At 55.3% G+C, this 20,874-nt stretch carries 20 protein-coding genes and 1 other RNA gene; 4 read left to right on the top strand and 17 right to left on the bottom strand.

What is annotated here, in order from left to right; all coding sequences use genetic code 11:
- Positions 1-7 precede the first annotated feature (7 nt).
- The 7 genes from WG31_RS00350 to hrcA form a co-directional block, all read right to left on the bottom strand.
- Entirely contained in the window at positions 8-448 is a 441-nt protein-coding gene (locus WG31_RS00350; protein WP_006116659.1) for an ExbD/TolR family protein, read from the bottom strand.
- A gap of 53 nt (positions 449-501) precedes the next feature.
- Positions 502-921, bottom strand: coding sequence for an ExbD/TolR family protein (locus tag WG31_RS00345; RefSeq protein ID WP_063353273.1), 420 nt, complete (start codon positions 919-921; stop codon positions 502-504).
- Positions 922-951: 30 nt separating this feature from the next.
- Positions 952-1,926: a MotA/TolQ/ExbB proton channel family protein gene (locus WG31_RS00340; RefSeq protein WP_157884461.1), complete on the bottom strand. Its 975-nt coding sequence runs from the start codon at positions 1,924-1,926 to the stop codon at positions 952-954.
- Between the two features lie 107 nt (positions 1,927-2,033).
- Entirely contained in the window at positions 2,034-2,783 is a 750-nt protein-coding gene (locus tag WG31_RS00335) for an energy transducer TonB (RefSeq protein WP_006116656.1), read from the bottom strand.
- 342 nt (positions 2,784-3,125) lie between these two features.
- Positions 3,126-4,257 (bottom strand): peptide chain release factor 2 gene (gene prfB / locus WG31_RS00330; RefSeq protein ID WP_096884278.1). Its coding sequence is split into 2 segments (ribosomal slippage): positions 3,126-4,187 and positions 4,189-4,257, totalling 1,131 coding nucleotides; the frame shifts between segments, so codons are not numbered across the junction.
- A 58-nt stretch (positions 4,258-4,315) separates the two neighbouring features.
- A complete protein-coding gene (locus tag WG31_RS00325; protein WP_063353272.1) occupies positions 4,316-7,069 on the bottom strand; it encodes a penicillin-binding protein 1A in 2,754 nt (917 codons plus the stop codon).
- Positions 7,070-7,165: 96 nt separating this feature from the next.
- Positions 7,166-8,266: a heat-inducible transcriptional repressor HrcA gene (hrcA, locus tag WG31_RS00320; protein ID WP_193562039.1), complete on the bottom strand. Its 1,101-nt coding sequence runs from the start codon at positions 8,264-8,266 to the stop codon at positions 7,166-7,168.
- Between the two features lie 100 nt (positions 8,267-8,366).
- Between hrcA and rph the strand changes: the two genes are divergently transcribed.
- Together rph and rdgB are read left to right on the top strand one after the other, a co-directional pair.
- Positions 8,367-9,101, top strand: coding sequence for a ribonuclease PH (gene rph, locus WG31_RS00315; RefSeq protein ID WP_035350695.1), 735 nt, complete (start codon positions 8,367-8,369; stop codon positions 9,099-9,101).
- A complete protein-coding gene (rdgB, locus tag WG31_RS00310; protein WP_006116651.1) occupies positions 9,098-9,697 on the top strand; it encodes an RdgB/HAM1 family non-canonical purine NTP pyrophosphatase in 600 nt (199 codons plus the stop codon). The genes rph and rdgB overlap by 4 nt, the downstream gene beginning before the upstream one ends.
- Positions 9,698-9,713: 16 nt before the next feature.
- On the opposite strand, the gene WG31_RS00305 is transcribed toward rdgB, so the two are convergent.
- The 4 genes from WG31_RS00305 to aroA all read right to left on the bottom strand — a co-directional run bounded on the left by WG31_RS00305 (position 9,714) and on the right by aroA (position 15,233).
- Entirely contained in the window at positions 9,714-11,066 is a 1,353-nt protein-coding gene (locus tag WG31_RS00305) for an L-dopachrome tautomerase-related protein (protein ID WP_209439354.1), read from the bottom strand.
- 113 nt (positions 11,067-11,179) lie between these two features.
- On the bottom strand, positions 11,180-12,898 hold the full coding sequence (gene rpsA / locus WG31_RS00300) for a 30S ribosomal protein S1 (RefSeq protein WP_006116649.1): 1,719 nt from the start codon (positions 12,896-12,898) through the stop codon (positions 11,180-11,182).
- A gap of 284 nt (positions 12,899-13,182) precedes the next feature.
- Entirely contained in the window at positions 13,183-13,836 is a 654-nt protein-coding gene (gene cmk / locus WG31_RS00295; protein ID WP_063353269.1) for a (d)CMP kinase, read from the bottom strand.
- Positions 13,833-15,233: a 3-phosphoshikimate 1-carboxyvinyltransferase gene (gene aroA / locus WG31_RS00290; RefSeq protein ID WP_082823094.1), complete on the bottom strand. Its 1,401-nt coding sequence runs from the start codon at positions 15,231-15,233 to the stop codon at positions 13,833-13,835. The genes cmk and aroA overlap by 4 nt, the downstream gene beginning before the upstream one ends.
- Positions 15,234-15,425: 192 nt before the next feature.
- Here aroA and WG31_RS00285 point away from each other — a divergent pair, with 192 nt between their 5' ends.
- Positions 15,426-15,761 carry an FYDLN acid domain-containing protein gene (locus WG31_RS00285; protein WP_063353268.1) on the top strand — a complete coding sequence of 112 codons (336 nt, stop codon included), beginning with the start codon at positions 15,426-15,428 and terminating at the stop codon, positions 15,759-15,761.
- A gap of 73 nt (positions 15,762-15,834) precedes the next feature.
- Here the strand turns inward: WG31_RS00285 and folB are convergent, their stop codons facing one another.
- The 6 genes from folB to ffs form a co-directional block, all read right to left on the bottom strand.
- Positions 15,835-16,236 (bottom strand): dihydroneopterin aldolase, encoded by a 402-nt coding sequence (folB, locus tag WG31_RS00280; protein WP_006116645.1) that lies wholly within the window; start codon positions 16,234-16,236, stop codon positions 15,835-15,837.
- A gap of 3 nt (positions 16,237-16,239) precedes the next feature.
- Complete coding sequence (locus WG31_RS00275; protein ID WP_082823093.1) at positions 16,240-17,040, bottom strand: SDR family oxidoreductase; 801 nt, start codon at positions 17,038-17,040, stop codon at positions 16,240-16,242.
- Positions 17,041-17,060: 20 nt separating this feature from the next.
- Positions 17,061-17,657, bottom strand: a complete 597-nt coding sequence (recR, locus tag WG31_RS00270) for a recombination mediator RecR (RefSeq protein WP_063353266.1) — start codon at positions 17,655-17,657, stop codon at positions 17,061-17,063.
- A 31-nt stretch (positions 17,658-17,688) separates the two neighbouring features.
- Complete coding sequence (locus WG31_RS00265) at positions 17,689-18,012, bottom strand: YbaB/EbfC family nucleoid-associated protein (protein ID WP_035350700.1); 324 nt, start codon at positions 18,010-18,012, stop codon at positions 17,689-17,691.
- A 99-nt stretch (positions 18,013-18,111) separates the two neighbouring features.
- Positions 18,112-20,106 carry a DNA polymerase III subunit gamma/tau gene (locus WG31_RS00260; RefSeq protein WP_063353265.1) on the bottom strand — a complete coding sequence of 665 codons (1,995 nt, stop codon included), beginning with the start codon at positions 20,104-20,106 and terminating at the stop codon, positions 18,112-18,114.
- 71 nt (positions 20,107-20,177) lie between these two features.
- Positions 20,178-20,275, bottom strand: an RNA gene (ffs, locus tag WG31_RS00255) — signal recognition particle sRNA small type.
- Positions 20,276-20,304: 29 nt separating this feature from the next.
- On the opposite strand from ffs, the gene WG31_RS00250 reads away from it, so the two are divergent.
- Positions 20,305-20,847 (top strand): hypothetical protein, encoded by a 543-nt coding sequence (locus WG31_RS00250; protein ID WP_050793146.1) that lies wholly within the window; start codon positions 20,305-20,307, stop codon positions 20,845-20,847.
- The last annotated feature ends 27 nt before the right edge of the window (positions 20,848-20,874 follow it).

Below are 20,874 nucleotides of genomic sequence, written 5' to 3'. Positions count from 1 at the left end.
AAAATCCTCACTTACCGTCTACGAACTGTTCCTGTCCGACGATTCCGAGTTTTGTAACGCCGAGGCGCTGTGCATCGGCCATGACGTGGATGACGGTTTTGTAGTCTGCCAGACGGTTGGGCTGGAGATGGAATTCTGGTCGGCTGGCCTCGGGCCCGCTGGCGATCTCGCGCAGATGCGCCTGCAGATCGGCTTCCCCATTAATCGGCTGGCCATTCCATGTCAGCGAGTTATCAAAGTCCACAACCAGCGTCACCACAGGGGTTTCTTCCGTGCTGGGCGGCGGGTTGCCCTGCGGCAGATCAATCGAGACCGCCTGCGTCTGCAACGGGATGGTGATGATCAGCATGATCAGCAACACCAGCATCACGTCAATCAGTGGCGTGGTGTTGATGTCAACAATGCCTTCATCTTCCGTTGTGCTCTCAGAGCCAACATTCATGCCCATGGCTGTGCTCTCCCCACAAGGATGGGGTGGCGTGCTGCGCCACCCGCCCCTGCCTATTTCGGCTTTTCCGTAATGAAATCGATATGGCTGATGCCCGCTTCCTGACACGTCGCCACCAGACGGCCCACACTCTCATAGCGTGTGGTCACATCCCCGCGGATCTGGATCTGCGGCTGGGGCTTTTGCACCGCTGCCTTCTCCAGCCGGGCCAGAAGATCGGCCCGATCCCTGATCGGCGTTTCATTCCAGAAGGTCTGCCCATCTGCCGTGACAGCCAACACCACATTGCTCAGCTTGGTCTGGGTGGGCTGGTTCGTGTCCTTGGGCAGCTGCACCTTGACGGTATGTGTCGCCACCGGAATGGTGATCAGAAAGATGATCAGCAGCACCAGCATCACATCCACAAGCGGTGTGGTGTTGATGGCGGAGACGACGTCGTCTTCCCCGCCACTATCGCCAATCTGCATGCCCATAAGCGCTCTCCTTAGCCTTGACCTGACCGATTATCCGACGCGGTTGGATACCGTGGCTGTGGTGGGGGAGTTGTCCGGGCGCACCTCAATCTGCTCTGCAGCCGCACCGTGGCGCACACCCCCGATCAGGATGGACTGCAGGTCAGACGCAAAGTCACGCACCAGATCCATAGCTGTCTTGTTGCGGCGCACCAGCAGGTTGTAGCCCAGAACGGCAGGTACGGCGGTTGCCAGACCAATGGCCGTCATGATCAGGGATTCACCCACAGGCCCCGCCACCTTGTCGATGGATGCCTGACCGGCAATGCCGATAGCTGTCAGCGCGTGGTAGATCCCCCACACCGTGCCGAACAGACCGATGAACGGAGAGGTGGAGCCCACCGTGCCCAAAAAGGCCAGACCCTTTTGCAGGCTATTCTGGATGTTGTTCACCGCGCGCTGAATGGACATGCCCGTCCAGCTATGCAGATCAATGCTTTCCTGCATCGTGCCTTCATGGTGCTCGGCCGCCACAATGCCGGTATCGGCAATATAGCGGAACGGAGATGTGGAGGTGAGAGCCGAAGCGCCTTCCTGAATACTGTGTTTGGTCCAGAAGCTTTTGGTGGCTTCCTTGGCGGCGGCAAACAGGCGGGCCTGCTCAATGAACTTGGTGATCATGATATACCATGTGCCCAAAGACATGATGAGCATGATCAGCAGCACGCCGCGGGCGATGATATCACCGTTGGACCACAAAGCCCCCAGACCGTAGGGGTTGGCTTCTTCCTTGGTGTCTGCCGCAGGTGGGGCCTGTTCGACCGGTGCGGGTGCTGGGGTGGCATCCGGTGTGGCGGCAGGCGCCGGTGCGGAAGATGGCGCCGCATCGGGGGCTGGAGCCGTGGCCGCAGGCGCTGTGGGGGCTGCATCCTGCGCAAAGGCCGCAACTGGGGCGGCCGTGCTCATCAGCAGCGCCAGAGCCGGAGCGGCAAGACCTGACACAAAAGAACGGGGCAGTCTGGTCATCTTCCTCATAATCCTCATCATCAGGGCCCAATCTGCTACCCTGTTACGCAAGCAGATCGGGCAATCCGTATTTGTACTACTGGCCAGTATGAAAAACTGACCCCGTTTTAGTCATCCAGCCTAAAGCGGATGACATAGACCTTGTGCAGTTCCTTCACCGGAGCGCCATTGCGCGTGGCCGGGCGATACCGGGCCTTGTGCACATAATCCAACGCCGACTGAGCAAAGGCCTGCCCCCCAGAAACCGACTGCACATGGCAGTTGCTGGTCATGCCCGAAGGTTCCACATCGCAAATCAACGTAACGCGGCCTTCAATATTGTCTTCCTCCATTTCTGGCGGATAGACCGGTTGCACATTGTTTAAAGGTGCCGAACCAGCAGATGTATCTGGTGCATCTGTTGTGCCATTCCCTGCTGCTGCCGCACTGCTTGGAGCAGTTGCTGCTGGCGGTGCCGCTGCCGTTTTGGTTTGCGGTGGCGTTGGGTGCTTGGGCGGCGCCTTGGCCACATGCTTGATGGGCGGCTTGGGCGGTGGCGGCACCTTGATCTTGGGCGGCGGAATATATGGCGGCGGAGGCACTGCCATAACCGGCGGTGGTGGAGGCGGTGGAGGTGGGGGCGGCGGCGGTGGAGGTGGCGGCAGCATGACTGTTTTGATAGGCGGATGTGTAACGGGAACGCTTGCCGTGGTGCCCATACCGTACATCAGCCCCAGCACGCCCATAAGATGCAGCGCGACAACCACCAGCAAGGCAACAACACTGACAACAGCCCCTACCCGGAACGTATATTTCACCGAGCCCGGCTGTTGCTCGTAGTCATTCATATTTGCACGTCCTCCTTTGTCACCCTGCATCTCAACAGATGCTATTGTCTTACCCTTGATGCACAGGGCGTTACCGGAGCCTGTTTACGCTGGTATGACAATAACAGATTGCTGTTCTGCCATACAGGTAACCTTTTCCAACTTTCGATTGGGCAATTAGATAGGCTTTCTGTCAAGAATGTTCTGCTAATTTCACATTTTCTTTCATAAAGACAATCTGTTCTGGCTTAGGAACAAACTCTCTCTAAAGCGGAGTTTTCTCGGCTCTGCCGGCGTTTTCTCTGTTCAGTTCTGTCTTTCAGCACAACAAAAAAGCAGGCCCAAACTGGAGCCTGCTTTTTTGTATTTTTATTCCGATATAGAAATAAATACTTACTGAGCAGAGGCGCTGGCCTCTGACCGCGTTGCCCCTACGCGCATGGCAAGTGCTGCCGCCATAAAGGCATCCAGATCTCCATCCAGCACGGCATCCGGGTTGCCGGTTTCTACCCCTGTGCGCAAATCTTTTACCATCTGGTAAGGTGCAAGCACGTAAGAGCGGATCTGATGCCCCCAGCCGATATCCGTTTTGGCGGCTTCTGCCGCTGCGGCCTCGGCTTCGCGCTTCTGCAACTCTGCTTCATACAAACGCGCACGCAGCATTTGCATGGCCGTTGCACGGTTGCGGTGCTGGGAACGATCCGTCTGACACGCCACAACAATACCTGTGGGCATATGCGTGATACGGATAGCGGAATCCGTTTTGTTAACGTGCTGCCCACCGGCACCAGAAGCCCTAAAGGTATCTACCTTCAGATCTGCGTCATTGATCTCGATTTCAATGGAATCATCAATAACAGGATATACCCAAACAGATGCAAAGGATGTCTGGCGCCGGGCGGCAGCATCAAACGGTGAAATACGCACCAAACGATGCACACCGGCTTCTGTTTTCAGCCAGCCATACGCGTTGGGGCCAGAAACCTGAATGGTGGCGGATTTCAGACCTGCTTGCTCACCTTCGGAGCTTTCCATCAGCGTGACTTTGTAGCCATGCGCCTCTGCCCAGCGAGTGTACATGCGCAGCAACATTTCTGTCCAATCCTGCGCTTCCGTACCACCAGCACCTGCGTTGACTTCCAGATAGCAGTCATTGCTATCTGCTTCGCCAGAAAGCAGGCTTTCTGTTTCACGCCGTTTGGCTTCTTCCGCCAGATCACGCAGCGTGGCCATGCCTTCGGCCACCAAATCCGCATCACCTTCGGCTTCTGCCAGTTCAATCAGTTCACTGGTATCGCGCACATTGGTTTCAAGCGCTTCCACACCTTCAATCTGATTGGCCAGAAGAGTACGCTCACGCATCATTTTTTGCGCGGCGTCTGAATCGTTCCACAAATCGGGGTCTTCTGCCCGGTTGTTCAGTTCAGCAAGTCTTTCCTGAGCGACATCCCAGTTAAAGATGCCTCCTCAGCAGTGCCACTGACTGCTTGATCTGGTCGTTAAGGGCTTCAGTCTCGGCAGACATCAGGCCGATTCTCCATATTTTTCTATCATGTCAAAAAAGACAGTGCGGTGCTGGTCTCTCAATAAAGGCCACCCATACCAATGTCACCCCCAGCTGGCGCAGAAGGTGCCGCAGAACCAGACGATCCACCAGCCCCAGAAGGCGCGCTCCCCCCAGCCTGCCCACCGCCAGAACCTTCAGCCGCCATATCGCTTTCAGAATCAGGCATGTTTTCAGCACCTGTATCTGCTGCTGTAAGTTCCTGCGGGTTTACATTGCTTGAAAGGTTTGCGCTAAGCCCCGGCACCTGCCCTTCCTTAAAGGCATCTATCGCCACGCCCCTGCCCGTATCATACTGCACAAGCGTAATGCCCGCAGGTGGCACAAAATCCTGCCGTGGGTAACCATCCAAGGCGGTTTTCATCACTTTGTTCCACAAGGGGCCCGCAATAGCGCCACCGGTTTCATTCTTGCCGAGAGACTGCGGCGTATCAAACCCAATCCACACTACGGTTACAATATCTGGGGTGTACCCAGCAAACCATGCATCGTTGAAGTTCTGGCTGGTGCCGGTTTTACCTGCAATTGGCACATCAATGCCTGTTCCAGCCCGCATACCCGTGCCGCGCCGGATAACATCCTGCAACATGGTGGTAATCTGGAACGCACTTTGGGCGGATGCCACCTGCTGTCGGCTATCATGCAAGGCAGGCAGATCATTCTGCCCCGGCATCACAATAGGCTGTTGTGCAGGCGCTGGTGCTGGCGCAACTTTTCCTGCGTCTCCAGATTTTTGATCCGACGGCGCATCTGGAAACACAGCATCAGCGGCAGGTTGATCTGCTGTTTGTCCGCTATTGGGTTGCGCTAAGGCGGCTGTGGTCAATGCCAGCCCCTCCGGACGCCAGATCACGTGCCCTTCTCGGTCCTGCACATCATCCACCAAAGTTGGCGTTACCTTGCGCCCACCTGCTGCAAGCGAAGCATAGGCTCCGGCTTCTTTCAGCACCGTGGTTTCCACTGCCCCCAGCGCTGCGGGCAGAACATGCGGCATGGAATCCACCAGCCCCAGATTGGTTGCCATATCCGCTACGGTTTTCATGCCCAGATGGGCTGCCAAACGAATAGTGACCAGGTTGCGCGATTCACGCAGCGCATCATGCAGAGTGGTGGGCCCCCAGAAATCTTTTTCATAGTTATTAGGATGCCATGCCCCGTAGGAAACCGGGGAATCATCAAACTTCTGGGAAGGGGAAATCCCCTGTTCCATGGCATCCAGATAAACAAATGGCTTGAAGGAAGACCCCGGCTGACGCAGCGCCTGCGTTGCGCGATCAAACTGCGAGGCCTGAAATGACCATCCCCCCACCAGAGCCAGAACCCGGCCCGTGCGCGCATTCATGGTAACAATGGCACCTTCCACCACAGGTACCTGCATGAGGGCAACATGCCCCCCCTCGGCCTGCGGTTGCACCATCACCACATCACCCACACGTAATGGTTTGAAGCGCCGCGCCCATGCCATATCCTTGGCCTGCACAACGCCTGTACGGGGCTCTCCTCCGCTTTGGGAAGCATTGTTCCGCCGCACCACGCTGCCTTCTAGCCAGCCCACCTGCCCCTTTGCATCCAGAACAACAGCCAAACGCCATTGGTCGAGCATACCAGCAGGCACGGGCACTCCCCTTAAAGCCTGCACCCAGTCTGCCGTAGAGGCAGATAACCCGATATCGGAAAGATGGTGCACAGGCCCTCGCCAGCCACGATGCGCACGATCATACGCCATCAAGCCTTGGCGCAAAATATCCTGCGCATTGCGCTGGAGCGGCAGATCCAGACTGGTATGAACATCCAGCCCCCCCTGCATTGTTACGTCCTGACCGTAACGCTCCATCAGTTCGCGGCGCACTTCTTCCGCAAACCATTCAGCCCCTGGCGCCGGGCCGGGCCGGGTGAAGCTGCGGGTAGTAAGTGGTTGGGCTTCTGCTACGCGGGCCGCATCATGCGTAATGGCACCAATATCAGCCATACGTTCCAGCACCCAGTTTCTGCGCCCTCTGGCTGCATCTGGGAAACGTACTGGATTATAATTGGTGGGAGACTTTGGCAGCGCCGCCAAAAACGCGGCTTCTGCATCATCCAATTGATCAAGCGGCTTGTTGAAATAGGTTTGGGATGCCGCGGCAATACCATATGCCCCGCTGCCCAGATAAATTTCGTTGAGATAGATTTCGAGAATCTTATCTTTGGGCAGCACCTGCTCCACCCGCATGGCCAAAAAAGCTTCCTTGGCTTTACGCTGGAAAGACACCGCATTGCTGCCCAGCAGCATGATACGTGCCACCTGCTGCGTAATGGTGGACGCCCCAATGGGCCGCTTGCCCTTACCGCGCGTTAAATCTGTAAGCCCGGCACGGGCAATAGCAACGGGGTCCACCCCTTTATGCGTCCAGAATTTCTGGTCTTCCGCCGCAACAAAAGCGTTTTTTACCTTATCTGGCACAGCGCTGATGGGTACAAAAATACGCCGCTCATTAGCCAGTTCAGCAATAAGCTCATCATCCCCAGCGTAAAGGCGGCTCATGACTGGCGGCTGATAGGAGCGTAAGCCCTCTACCGTTGGCAGATCAGCTACAATCCCTTCGTACTGAGACCAAAGCAGAACCACAGCGCCCGTTGTGCCAACCAACGCCAGTGCAGCCGTTGCTCCAATTACCTTCCGCCACTGTCGAAAACGTGGGCGGCGCAGATCGGGCCTGCGATTTTGCGGAGGCCTGCCTTGAGAATGGCTGGAAGATAAACCCGGATCACCAGAAGACGGAGCGCTTGTCATACAGGCCCTTTACCATTCTCTCACATAATCGTCTGCCCTGTTTGCGCATTGTAATAAAAATCATGGCCGAATTCCGACCACATGCACAAACAGTTACTAACCTAACATTTCACCTAGCAGGCGGGCTGTATAATCTACCACTGGCACAATACGCCCGTAATTGATGCGGGTAGGACCAATAACACCAATAGCACCTACAACCCGGTTCGCGTCATTTCGGGCTGGAGCCATAACAACGGACATGCCCGTGGCCCCAAACAACCCACTTTCCGCACCAATAAAAATACGCACGCCCTCTGATCTCTCCACCAACTCCAACAGACGCAGCATGGTTTCCTGCGCTTCCAGCCGGTCAAACAGTGTTTGAATGGCCAATAGCCTGTCCTGCCCATCGACATCAGCCAATAAACGGGATTGCCCGCGCACAATCAGGGTGCCGCCCAGCCCATCTCCGCCACCATCCCAAATAGCAAGACCACTTTCTACCACCTCTGCTGTTAGACCGTTGAGAATGCTCCGGTCTTCCGTCATTTCAGAACTTACGCGCGTGCGTAAATCCGGCAAGGATGCACCCATGGCCCGTGCATTCAGGTAATTTGCGGCCTCCACCAAAGCGGAAGGCGGCATACCCGGAGGCGTTTCAATCACACGGTTTTCAACATGCCCATCCGCCCCCACCAGAATAACCAGTGCACGGTTGCTGCCTAACGCCACAAACTCAATATGCTTGATACCTCCGTCCCCTTTGGGTGCCACCACAAGCCCTGCGGCATCGGACATACCTGCCAGAAGCGAAGAAGCCTCCGTAAGCGTATCTTGCAATGAACGCCCCTTGGCCTCCAGAGATTGGCCAATTACCCGCTGGTCTTCTTCCGAAAGCGCGCCAAACTGCAACAAGCCATCTACAAACAGCCGTAATCCTTTTTCTGTAGGCAGCCGCCCGGCAGACGTATGAGGGGAAAACAGCAATCCAGCTTCTGTAAGGGAAGCCATGATGTTGCGTATTGTGGCCGGAGAAAGCGGCAGCCCAAGCCTGTGAGACACCGTGCGCGAACCAACGGGCTCCCCACTCGCAACATATTCTTCCACCACTTCACGCAGAATAGCCGCAGACCGTGCATTCAGCCCCGGAGGCAGAGCAGCTTTTACTGGCAGCAAACCACGCTTCATGACACAAGGGCTCCTTCGTATATCCATAAATCCTGGATAGCCTTTATATACCTTATTCGTGCAGTTTTACTGCCGACAAAAGCGCATCATACGCGCCACACATCTTAATTTTACCAAGGAGCTTTCTATGCGCCCTTCAGGCCGCCAGCCAGACCAGATGCGCCCCATTACCATTGAAACCGGCTTTGCCCATCACGCTGAAGGTTCTGCCCTTATCCGCGTTGGCGGCACGGAAGTACTGTGCACTGCCAGTATAGAAAACCGCGTACCGCCTTTTTTGCGTGGCAAAGGCACCGGCTGGGTTACGGCCGAATACGGCATGCTGCCCCGCGCCACCCACACACGCGGCAACCGTGAAGCCGCCAAGGGCAAACAGTCTGGTCGCACGCAGGAAATTCAGCGTCTTATTGGCCGTTCCCTGCGCGCGGTAACAGATCTGAACGCTCTGGGTGAAATGAGCATTACGCTGGATTGTGACGTGCTGAACGCTGATGGTGGCACGCGCTGCGCTTCCATTACAGGTGCATGGGTGGCACTGCGTCTGGCCCTTGGCAAACTGGTTGCGACCAACGTGCTGCCTCGGCTGCCGCTGCGGGGACAGGTTGCGGCTGTTTCCTGTGGGTTAACAACGGAAGGCGCTGTGCTGGATCTGGATTATGTGGAAGATAGCTCTGCTTCTGCCGACACCAACTTTGTGCTGACAGCAGACCGCCGCATTGTGGAAATTCAGGGCACGGCAGAAAGCGCACCGTTTACAGAAGACGCGTTTGACAACCTGTTCGCACTGGCCCGCAAAGGTGTGACCGAGCTGTTTGAAGCCCAGATAGCTGCCGTGGAAGCTGCGGAAAAAAAGCACGCATGAATTCTATAAAACTAGAACGTGGCAGCACCCTTGTGCTTGCCACGCACAATGCTGGCAAGCTGGCAGAATTTGCCACGCTGCTGGCTGATTTTGGCATCAAGGTTGTTTCTGCTGGTGCGCTAAACCTGCCAGAACCAGAGGAAACGGCCACCACCTTTACTGGCAACGCTGCCATTAAGGCCTTAGCCGCAGCCAAAGCTGCCAACCTGCCAGCACTGGCCGATGATTCTGGGCTATGCGTAGCAGCTCTAGATAGCGCGCCGGGCATTTATTCTGCCCGCTGGGCTGGCCCCAACAAAGATTTTGCTGGGGCTATGGCGCGTATTGAAGAAGGTATTGGCCAAGGCAAACGCAACGCATGGTTTATTTGTGTGCTGTGTCTGGCTCTGCCTGACGGCCGTACGGAAAGCTTTGAAGGCCGTATAGATGGCCAGATTGTCTGGCCACCACGCGGCACGCATGGCCATGGGTATGATCCCATTTTTGCCCCCGAAGGCGAAACCCGTACCTTTGCAGAAATGGCTGATACAGAAAAAAATGCAATCAGCCACCGTGCCCGCGCGTTTGATGCCTTTAAAAAAGCGTGCTTGAGCTAAACAACCGCATTTCGGATTAACCACCTGCCGGTTCTGCGGAACTGACAGGTGGCCCCTGGATAGGGAAACGAATCAGCAAATACGGTGGTTGGCGTTCATCTTTGCCATCATGAAACCCGGCAAGCCGATTCCATTGCCCCAACGTGCAGTAAACATGGGTTTGCGTGCAAAAAATACCATCTGGGGAAAGCACGCGCGGGTCATGCACCATGAGTTCCATAGAACCATCGGTATTGCGGCGGAAAATAGCGTCATGCTCGAAATTGGTGGTGTAAATGCGCCCTTGTGCATCTGTTGCCAGACCATCCGCAACGCCTTTCTCCCCTTCATCCTTTACCGCAGCAGCCAAAGTACTTTCTGAGGCAGACATATCAGACAACAAAGCCGTTGGCAGACTATACAAGCGGCGGCTGGTAAGAGGTGAATAAAATACACGACTGGAATCTGGGCTTAGAGTAATGCCGTCTACCCCGCCGGTAACAAATTTGGGTTTTTGCGCGGGATCATATTTGAGCGGCAGCCCTTCCACCACGGCCATAAAACCTGCTTCTGCCTGTATGGATGGATGCTTCCCCAACACGCGCTTTTGCTGTCCTGTGGCAATATCCACCACCACCAAAGCCGGGCTATGGCCGAAGGAACTATCGGTCACGTAAACACTTCCTTCCGCCCCATGCGTAAGATCCACCCGCAAATCATTCATATGGCTATCAGGCAACAAAGCCGGTGATTTGAGAACGATAGAACGCACCAATTTATTGGTAGCAGGATCAAAACAGACAATTTTTGCAGCCCCCGGCTGCAAAGGTAAGCCAGCCAATTTGCCGTCATCAATCGCCCAGATAAAACCGCGCGTATCCTGTGTCATACCGTGGATGGAAAGAAGGCGTTCTGCCGGAGGTGCATCTGATGGCATGCTCAGCGCAGCGCTTGGCCACGGAACAAGATGGCCGTTTACCAACTCTGCCAGCGTAGCCCCTTTGTGGTTGATGGCATGCCGCGGAAAGCCCACAAAAATACGGCCATTATCCGTAACAACAATGCCTGATGGCCCCGGCCCATAAAACTCTGCCACAATCTCGAACGACCCAGCGGATTCATAACCCTGATCACCATGCATCCCGGTTTGCACAATAGCTCTCGACACTGCACGCGCTGCGCGGGAAAATGCCAGACCTAACCCTATGCCACCGGCTACAAGCAGATGCCGACGTGCAAGTTTTGAGCTGATTATAGGGCTGAGTGATTTTTGATTCAGCGTTATGTTCCTGCGCACCATTCCGTTGTGTCTCCAGTTCTTTGATGAATCTGAAGCACAGTGTGGCACAGATTGGCGGATATCCGCGTAATTTCTATCCGTAACTCTCATCACAACACGGCACAGCACAAAAAAATGGCGCCGGAAACCGACGCCATTCTCTTAAAACGTAATGTTCAAAAAACATAAAGGAGCAGCCAGACCGCCCCTTTATGGCTGAACAATTAGTCTTCGCCGTCTGTATTACGACGACGGATAGCTGCACCCAGGATATCACCCAAGGAAGCGCCGCTATCAGCAGAACCGTATTCGTTAATGGCCTGCTTGTCTTCTTCCACTTCACGGCCCTTAATGGTCAGGGCCAGCTTGCGGGCTGCACGATCAACAGAGATGATCTTTGCATCCACGCGTTCGCCAACAGCAAAGCGTTCCGGACGCTGTTCTGCCTTATCACGGGCCAGTTCAGCGCGGCGGATAAAGCCGGTCAGAACATCGTCAACCTTCACTTCGATACCGTTCGTCTGAACAGCGGTCACGATGCAGGTTACGATGGAGCCCTTCTGAACGCTGGCAAGCGCATCGGCTGCCGGATCTTCCTGAAGCTGCTTGATGCCCAGAGAGATACGTTCTTTTTCCACATCCACGTCCAGAACCTTGGCTTTGACAACCTGGCCCTTTTCGTAATGCTTCATGGCTTCTTCGCCCGCTTCGTCCCAAGACAGGTCGGACATGTGAACCATGCCGTCGATGTCTGCAGACAAACCGATGAACAGGCCGAACTCGGTGATGTTGCGGATTTCGCCTTCTACGGTGGAGCCAACTTTGTGCTCTTCCGCGAACTGCTCCCACGGGTTGCGCTGAACCTGCTTGAGGCCCAGAGAAATGCGGCGCTTGGCGCTGTCCACATCCAGAACCATCACATCCACTTCCTGAGAGGTTGCGACGATCTTGCCCGGATGGACGTTCTTTTTCGTCCAAGACATTTCGGACACGTGCACCAGACCTTCAACACCCGGTTCCAGCTCAACAAATGCGCCGTAATCGGTGATGTTGGTCACGCGGCCCGTGAAGCGAGCACCCGGTGGGTACTTCAGGGCAACATTTTCCCACGGATCAGCTTCAAGCTGCTTCATGCCAAGGGAGATACGCTGCGTTTCCGGGTTGAAGCGGATAACCTGCACGCGCACTGGCTGGCCAATCTGCAGAGCTTCAGACGGATGGTTGATGCGCTTCCATGCAATGTCGGTCACATGCAGCAGGCCGTCAACGCCGCCCAGATCAACGAACGCACCGTAATCGGTGATGTTCTTGACCACGCCATCCAGAATCATGCCTTCCGTCAGGCCCTGGATCAGTTCGCTGCGCTGTTCAGCACGCGTTTCTTCCAGAACGGCACGGCGAGACACAACGATGTTGCCACGAGCGCGATCCATTTTCAGAATCTGGAACGGCTGGGGCACACCCATCAGCGGGCTAACATCACGCACAGGGCGGATATCCACCTGGCTGCCGGGCAGGAACGCCATGGCGCCACCCAGATCAACTGTGAAGCCACCCTTCACACGGCCATAAATGGTGCCGTTGACGCGGTGATTGGCTTCGAAAGCCTTTTCCAGGCTGGTCCAAGCTTCTTCACGACGTGCTTTTTCACGGGAAAGCACGATGCTGCCATCGCGATCTTCATACCGCTCAACATATAGTTCAACGATATCGCCGGGCTTAACTTCCGGCTTTACACCCTGAGGTGCAAATTCACGCAGAGCAACGCGGCCTTCACTTTTCAGGCCGACATCAACAATGGCGTAATCATCGGTCAGACGAACAACGCGGCCGCGAACAACGGAGCCATCAAAGCCCGAATCCCGGCCAAGGGTTTCGTCCAGAAGGGTTGCAAAATCTTCACCGCGGAAATGATCCGCAGTCTGGGTTGTGGCTGAAGCCATGTGTAACTGTTAACCTTGGGCCTGCCTGCAATGGGCAAACAAGCTATTCCTGCGCCCCGCATCCTGCGGCACGGCTTACTTGGCGCGCCTATAGGGGCCATCCCCTGTAGCCTTTTTGCCAAGCCTCAAATCAAAATAAAAACAAACCTGCATGGTACGCAGTGTTTGATTCTGCACAGACACTGTCCACAGGCCGCTTGTCAATACAAACCACCCGTGCACAGCCTGAAAACTGCCAGAAAAACGGTATTGCGCAACCGCTCGAACACACTTTCGCAGAATTTTTATTCTGAGATTCCAGCGAGTCGTTCCCGTACGATCTGCAATGCTTTTGCCAAAACGGCATCTGCTTCCAGCGTATCTGTCTCAATCACATATGCGTCATCCGCCACAAGCATGGGAGCAGATGCACGCCCGGCATCTGCATCGTCCCGAGTGCGTAAGGCATCTTCCAGTTCTGCTATACGGGTTGGGGCATCTGGAGCATTCCGGTCACCACCAAGCTGCAAAAAACGGCGCAAAGCCCGCGTGCTGGGAGATGCCGTAATAAACAGTTTTACGTCTGCATCCGGAAAAATAGCGGTGCCAATATCCCGCCCATCCAGCACAGCCCCTTTTGCCTGCGCAAACCGGCGCTGCGTTTCCACCAAAGCGGCGCGCACTTCTGGCTGCCCTGCCACCTTGCTGGCGGCTTGCGCTACCAACGGGGTGCGTAGATCCGTTCTTTCCAAATCTTCTGGCAACAAACGTGCAGCAAATTCCTGCGCGGGAGAGGCTGGGTCCTGTCTCGCATCTAGCGCCAAACGCCCGACAGCACGGTAGAGCAAGCCTGTATCCAGATACGGCAGGTGCAGAGCTTCTGCCAATCTGCGCGCCAAAGTGCCCTTACCTGCTGCGGCAGGGCCATCTACTGCAATAACTGGGCCGCCTCGCGTCATGCTACAAACCCCGCGCCAATGCTGTTCATCAGATCCAAATACTGCGGAAAGCTGGTTTCGATAAAAGAGGTGTCATCAATTTCCACAGGTTTTTCGGCAACAAGCCCCATAACAGAAGCGCTCATGGCCAAACGATGATCCATGTGGGTTTCCACCTTGCCGCCACCGGGAATATGCCCAGCCGTGCCGTACACAACCATGTCATTCCCTTCCACTGCGGTGCGGACTCCGTTGTTTTCCAACAGTGCTACGGTTGCGGCCAGACGGTCACTTTCCTTCACCCGCAGTTCTTCCACCCCGCAAAAGCGTGAAACACCAGAGGCATAGGCCGCCGCAACAGCCAACACCGGGTATTCATCAATCATGGAAGGCGCACGTTCTGGCGGCACCTCCACGCCCTTGAGAGCAGAAGCCCGCACATGCAAATCCCCCACGGGTTCTCCGCCTTCTATGCGTGCATTCAGGATTTCAAGCTGCGCACCCATTTCCTGCAATGTGGTAAACAACCCGGTTCGCAACGGATTGAGCCCTATGCCAAAAATGGTGATATCAGACCCAGCCACCAACAGTGCGGCAACAAGCGGGAAAGCAGCGGAGGAAGGATCTCCCGGCACAGCAACATCACGCGCCACAAGGTTGGGCCGCCCCTGCAAACGAATAATCCGGCCACCTTCTGGCGTTTTTTCTACGGAAACTTCTGCCCCAAAATGGCGCAGCATATTTTCCGTATGATCACGCGTGGCAACTGGTTCTTCTACGCGGGTTTCCCCCACTGCATTCAGCCCAGCCAACAATACAGCAGACTTAACCTGAGCAGAAGCAACGGGAAGACGGTAATCCAGAGGCTTAGGATCTGCCAAGCCGCGAATAGCCATGGGTAAACGGCCACCCTCACGCGCAAGGAATGTGGCCCCAGTGCCTGCCAGTGGGTCCATAACGCGCTTCATGGGTCTGCGGCGCAGGCTGGCATCACCCGTCATCACGGATGTCATGCCGTGGCTGGCCAAAATGCCGGACAGTAAACGAGCTGCTGTGCCCGAATTGCCCATATCCAACACGTTATTCGGCTCTTGAAGCTGGCCGACACCCGGCCCGCTTACACGCCACTGGCCAGGGCCTTCTTGCACGGCATCTGCGCCCAATGCACGCATGGCTGCGGCCGTGCACAACACATCCTCACCTTCCAACAGGCCGGAAATATGCGTGGTCCCTTTGGCAAGGGAGGCAAACATGAGGGCACGATGGCTAATAGACTTATCGCCCGGCACCCGGATGGAACCAGAAAGAGAAGCCGGAGCACGAGAAACCCGTAATGGGCGAGTAGAAGATGTGGTCTGCTGTGTCATACCTTGTTCATTCCGGCGTGTGGGGCGGCAAGTCAATCCGCCAGAAACCATAAAAACTGCTTTCTGCTGCCAGAAAATGCATTTGTTCTGCAAGTCGGGTTTGACAGGACACAAAACACAATGGCATTTGGCGTCGCCTTATAGTCTGGTTCGATTCCACCCCGTGTTGCGGGAGGGGACCGTCCTTCTTTCCGGGGCATCTGTGCCCCCCAATCTGACTGCTCAGGATCGACAGGTAGCAAGATGTCTCAGCCCGATCTCGGCACCAAACGCGTCTGCGTCTCCTGCGGTGCCCATTTTTATGATCTAAACCGCACTCCTGCCGTATGCCCCAAATGTGGCACGGAACAGCCCCCACTGGTGCCCCGTTTGCGCCGGAATTCTGATACTCTGTCCAGCACCCCGATAACGGCAGCTCCCGCCAAAAAAACCAGTGAAGACGATATTGACCTGGATACAGATGCGGATACAGATGCCGATGACGTACTAGAAGATACCGCCGATCTGGATGATGACGATGATGATGACATCAGCTCCGATATTGATGTCAGCACGGATTCGGACGAACACGATTCCTGATCTGCTGCCATAAACACAGCAAAGAAAAAGCCCGCTTTTTGGCGGGCTTTTTTATGAAGATCTCATCAATTTTTTACGGAGTTGTTGAACGTCTTTCTATTTCCACCCCTACGGCTTCGATTTCTTCAAAAACATCCAGCTTTTCAATCCGTACCCGCACAACCTTTACGCGATTATCTGCCAACACACCGGCGGCAATACGTTCAGCCAGCGTTTCCACCAGCCTTACGTGCCCCTCCGCCACAATCTGGCGTACCAGCACAACCACTTGCTCATAGGAAACTGTGCGGCTCAAATCATCCGCGCCAATTTCCAGATCTGTCCGATCATCCACACCGAACGAAACGGATACGCGAATACGTTGCGATACCCCCTGTTCGTGCGGAAAGACGCCAATATTGGCATCCAGAATCATGTTGCGGATAAACAGGCGGCGCAAAGGCGGCTGATCCGCCCATGGAGCAAAAACAGCCATTTTCTATTCTTCCAATACAGCACCGGCAGGCAAAGCCGGGGACCATTGTAAATGCTGCCCGCCATCCAACGCCAGCATCTGGCCTGTTACAGAGGGCAAAGCCAGCAGCGCCAGCGCAGTGCGCGCAACTTCTTGCGGTGATGTGCCATGCCCCAAAGGCACAGATGCACATTGCCGGGCAAACTGCTCTTCTGTCTGCCGCGTACTGGGTAATGCTGGCCCGGGGCCTATAGCATTCACACGTATGCCTTTGGGGGCCAGCGCTAACGCCATTGTTTGGGTTAACGTCCACAAAGCGCTTTTAGAAACCGTATAACTGACAAAATGTGGCGTAAGAGACCACACGCGCTCATCCAGCATGTTCAACACCATGCCCTGCGCCGTTTCTGGCAGCGCCTTGGCAAAATGCTGCATCAGCACAAACGGGGCGCGTAGGTTGGGTTTAAGGTGTGCCATCCAGCTTTCACGGGTGACATTATGCCACTCATCCCGCTCAAACGTAGAAGCGTTGTTGACCAGAACACCCAGCGGCCCACCCAAGGCCGCAGACGCCTGTTGCACCAGAGGTTCTACCCCTTCTTCCCGCGCCAGATCAGCTTGCAACAGGCAGCTTTTTTGTCCGCATGCGTTAATAACAGCGGCTGTTTCCTGCGCATCTTCCTGCCCGGAGCGATAGTGAATCGCCACATCAAATCCAGCCTGCGCCAACCCTAGAGCTATGGCACGGCCAAGCCGAGCGCCTCCGCCCGTAACCAATGCACGACGGGGAATAGCCGCCGAAATGGGAAAACCATTCAGTGGCATCGTGTCTGCCTCCTTTATCGTCATGCAGGGCGCCGTGCGCCCAGTGCTGCTGCTAAAGTGCCATCATCCAGCACATCCAACGCCCCACCCATCGGCACGCCTTGCGCAACACGGCTGACAGTTACGCTACCATAAGATGCAAGCTGATCCATGAGCCAATGCATGGTGGTAGCACCTTCCACCGTGGCACCTAGCGCCAGAATAATTTCGCGCACCGTGCCTTTGTTCAGCTTTTCAAACAGCGGAGCGACGTCCAAATCTTCTGGCCCGATTCCCGCCAGTGGGGACAATGTGCCACCTAGAACCTGATAGACTCCACGATGCACGCCCGCACGCTCCAACGCCCACAAATCACCCACCGTTTCCACGACACAGATCAGGCCCTGATCTCGCAGAGGATCAGAGCAGATATGGCACGGGTTTATCGTATCCAGATTACCGCAGGATGAGCAGGTTTTTATAGCATTGCCTGCCCGCTCCATTGCGCGCGCTAAAGGTGCCAGCCGGGTTTGAGGCTCCTTTAGCAAATATAGCGCAACCCTGCGCGCAGAGCGCGGGCCAAACCCCGGCAACCGGCCCAAAAGCCGGATAAGCTGCTCTATTTCCTGCCCACCCATACCGGACAATTCTGCTACCCGTTCCGTTATATCAGAACGGCAGCTTCATGCCTGGAGGCAGGTTCAGGCCACCGGTCACTTTCTGCATTTCTTCTGCTGCTTTTTCATCCAGCTTTTTGCGGGCATCTGCACAGGCCGCCACAATCAGATCCTGCAGCATTTCCATTTCTTCTGGATCTGCCAGCTTGGGATCAATTTTAATGGAGCGCATGTCTCCTTTACCGCTCAGCACAACCTGAACCATGCCTGCGCCGGCTGAACCATCAATGTTCATGGCTTCCAGCGTGCTCTGCATTGCTTCCATTTTGGACTGCATCTGCGTGGCCTGCTTCATCAATGAGGCAAGATTTTTCATCAACTATCCCTTTATTCTCAAACTGCCCTGTTACTGGCAGCCTGTTGCTATATGTCACACCACACAGCCTGATGGGCGTGCATTACCTGCTCACCGGAGTCAGTCTGGAGACATGCCCGGATCATAGGGGCGTTCATCATCATCCAGAAACTCTGCATCCAACGGTGCAAAAAGCAGTTCTGGGGCCGGTTCTTCTGGCGGTAGGCCGTAATCATCCAAACCATGATCACGCACTTCGCCCAGTTCTGCATCCGGGAAAAACTTGAGAATGGCCTTCACCAATGGGTGAGCTTCAGCTTCCTTACGCCGAAACTGAATGATTTCAGCCCCCTGCGCATCCAAAGTGGGTTCGCCCTCTTCCTCCGAAAGCCCCACCCGCCATGACATACCCGTGGCACGATCCAAAACTTTACGCAGTTCTTGCGCGGCCCCGGAGGGCACGTGCTGTTCAAACCGCAACACAATATGCCCCGGCGCAAAGGACACCAGATGCGCCGCATGCCGAAGCTGACCGTGTAGGATGGCTTCTTTCTGGTCCTTCACCAAAGCCACGGCTTCTCGCCATGTGCGTGGGTTGGAAAAAACCTGTGGTTCAGCAGAGGGAGCAGAAACCGGAGCAACGACTGGCACGGCGGCAGAAACACTTTGTCCACCACTCACCATACGCAATGGCGGCGGCTGATGCTCTGCTGAAGCTGATGGCGTAGGCAACGCAGAACTTGCCCCAGCCGTGGGGGCTTGAGAACTTCCACCTGTATTTGGAGAAGCTACTCCCTGCCCTGCTGAATGTCCCGCGCCAGAAAGACGTTTTATTACATCTTCAGGAGATGGCAGATCCGCCACATAACACAGGCGAATCAGCACCATATCTGCGGCAGCACGCCTATCAGATGCGGCTTCCACTTCCTGCATCCCTTTTACCAGCATCTGCCACGCACGCATCAGCACAGGCACAGTAAAGGTATCAGCCATATGCGTGCCCCGCACACGCTCGGCCTCTGGCATATCTGCCGAATCGCGCAAGCTGGGAACGGCCCGCAAACGAGAAACCGTGTGCACCAGTTCCAGCATATCCCCCAATACAAGGCCGGGGTCTGCGCCGCGTGCATATGCTGCATCCAGCAACGCCAAAGCCTGCTCTGGCTTGCCTGTTAACACCGCTTCCAGCAGATCGAACACAACTTCCCGATCTGCCAAACCCAGCATGTCACTGATAACTGTGGCGCCAATTACACCATCTGCATCCGTTTGGCCGGTACCCTGCGCAATAGCCTGATCCAACAAGGAAAGCCCATCACGCACCGAGCCATCAGCAGCCCGTGCTACCAATGCCAGCGCATCTGGTGACAGGCGCACATGCTCTTTATCTGCGATGCGGGAGAACAACCCCACCAGTTCAGATTGTGGAACGCGCCGTAAATCAAACCGCTGGCAACGCGAAAGCACCGTTACCGGCACCTTCCGCAGTTCTGTCGTAGCAAAAATAAACGTAACTTGTGCAGGCGGCTCTTCCAGCGTTTTGAGCAGCGCATTGAAGGCATTGCGAGAAAGCATATGCACTTCGTCAATAATAAAGACCTTCATGCGCCCTTGCATGGGGCGGAAGCGCGTGGCTTCTATAATCTCCCGCACATCATCTACACCTGTGCGGGAGGCAGCATCCATTTCCAGCACATCTGGGTGCCGATCGTTCAAAATAGCCACACAGTTTGCGCAAACACCGCATGGATCTGCCGTTGGGCCACCATTGCCATCTGGCCCGATGCAATTAAGAGCGCGTGCAATAATACGGGCTGTAGTGGTTTTACCCACCCCGCGCACACCTGTAAGCATAAACGCGTGGGCCACCCGCCCCAGTGCAAACGCATTACGCAGCGTGCGCACCATGGCTTCCTGGCCAATCAGATCATCAAATGTGGTGGGGCGATATTTACGGGCCAGCACCCGGTACGGCGATGCTGCCTGATCCTGCGCTGCGGGAAGCTGCTCAACCACTTGTTGGGCAGGCTCATCACCAAACAGACCAGGGCCTTCCATTTCAGGATTGGGGAGTCCCTCATCCTGAGGAAGCTGCGCGTCTGTTTTGTCGCTCATGTCTTGCCCGAAGAAAAAGTTCACGCCTTGTTTTATATGCGAAACACGTGCCGCATTGGCGGAAAATAACGGGTGGAAAGCCGAACAATGACCCGGACGAAACTTACCATGGCTGCTTCCTTCCGGATCTGACCGGGTTGGCAAGGTGTCCGTCCACTGCCGACTTTCCGCTTTTTACATAACACTAAATGCAGGCAGATGCCAACCCTGTGTAATAGCTACCAAAGCCCGTTGCTTTACCTTCTGGCCATGAACAGGCTAAAAACAGAACACCCCAGAAGCACAGACCTGTGTATTAAGAGAGTTTTGCGCGTGTTTTTATTCCGCCCTTCCACTCCGCTTTTTCGGCCTCTTACTTTGGCATCCCTCTTTTTTATGGGCTCTCTTGCTGCCTCAGCAGTTGCGCGCGCAGATGATGATCCGCCAGCCCGTACAAACGTGCCAAATGTGCAGTTACAAAAAGAGCTAGCCGTACTGCACTTTAAACCAGAAGCAGCTAGCCCAGCCTGTATTGATGCACTGAAAGAACTGCACAAAACGCAGGATATGCTTAAAGCTGAAGAAGCGCGATCTCATGATCAGGATCTGGCTATTGCGGAAGATGTGCTGGAATCTGATTTTGAAAATTCTATAGAAATGTGTGCACCAGATGTGCAGCGCCTGTGCGAAGCACCCAATCCTTCTGCCGAGCTGGCGCATACCTGTGAGAAAATTGACAGTCTGCCTGATTCTGCAAACTGATTTTTCTTTAAACCCAGAAAGGCCTGG

The organism is Acetobacter oryzifermentans, from assembly GCF_001628715.1.
Lineage (GTDB): Bacteria > Pseudomonadota > Alphaproteobacteria > Acetobacterales > Acetobacteraceae > Acetobacter > Acetobacter oryzifermentans.
Note: the sequence above shows the minus strand (reverse complement) of the source record. Positions and strands in the feature narration are given on the sequence as shown.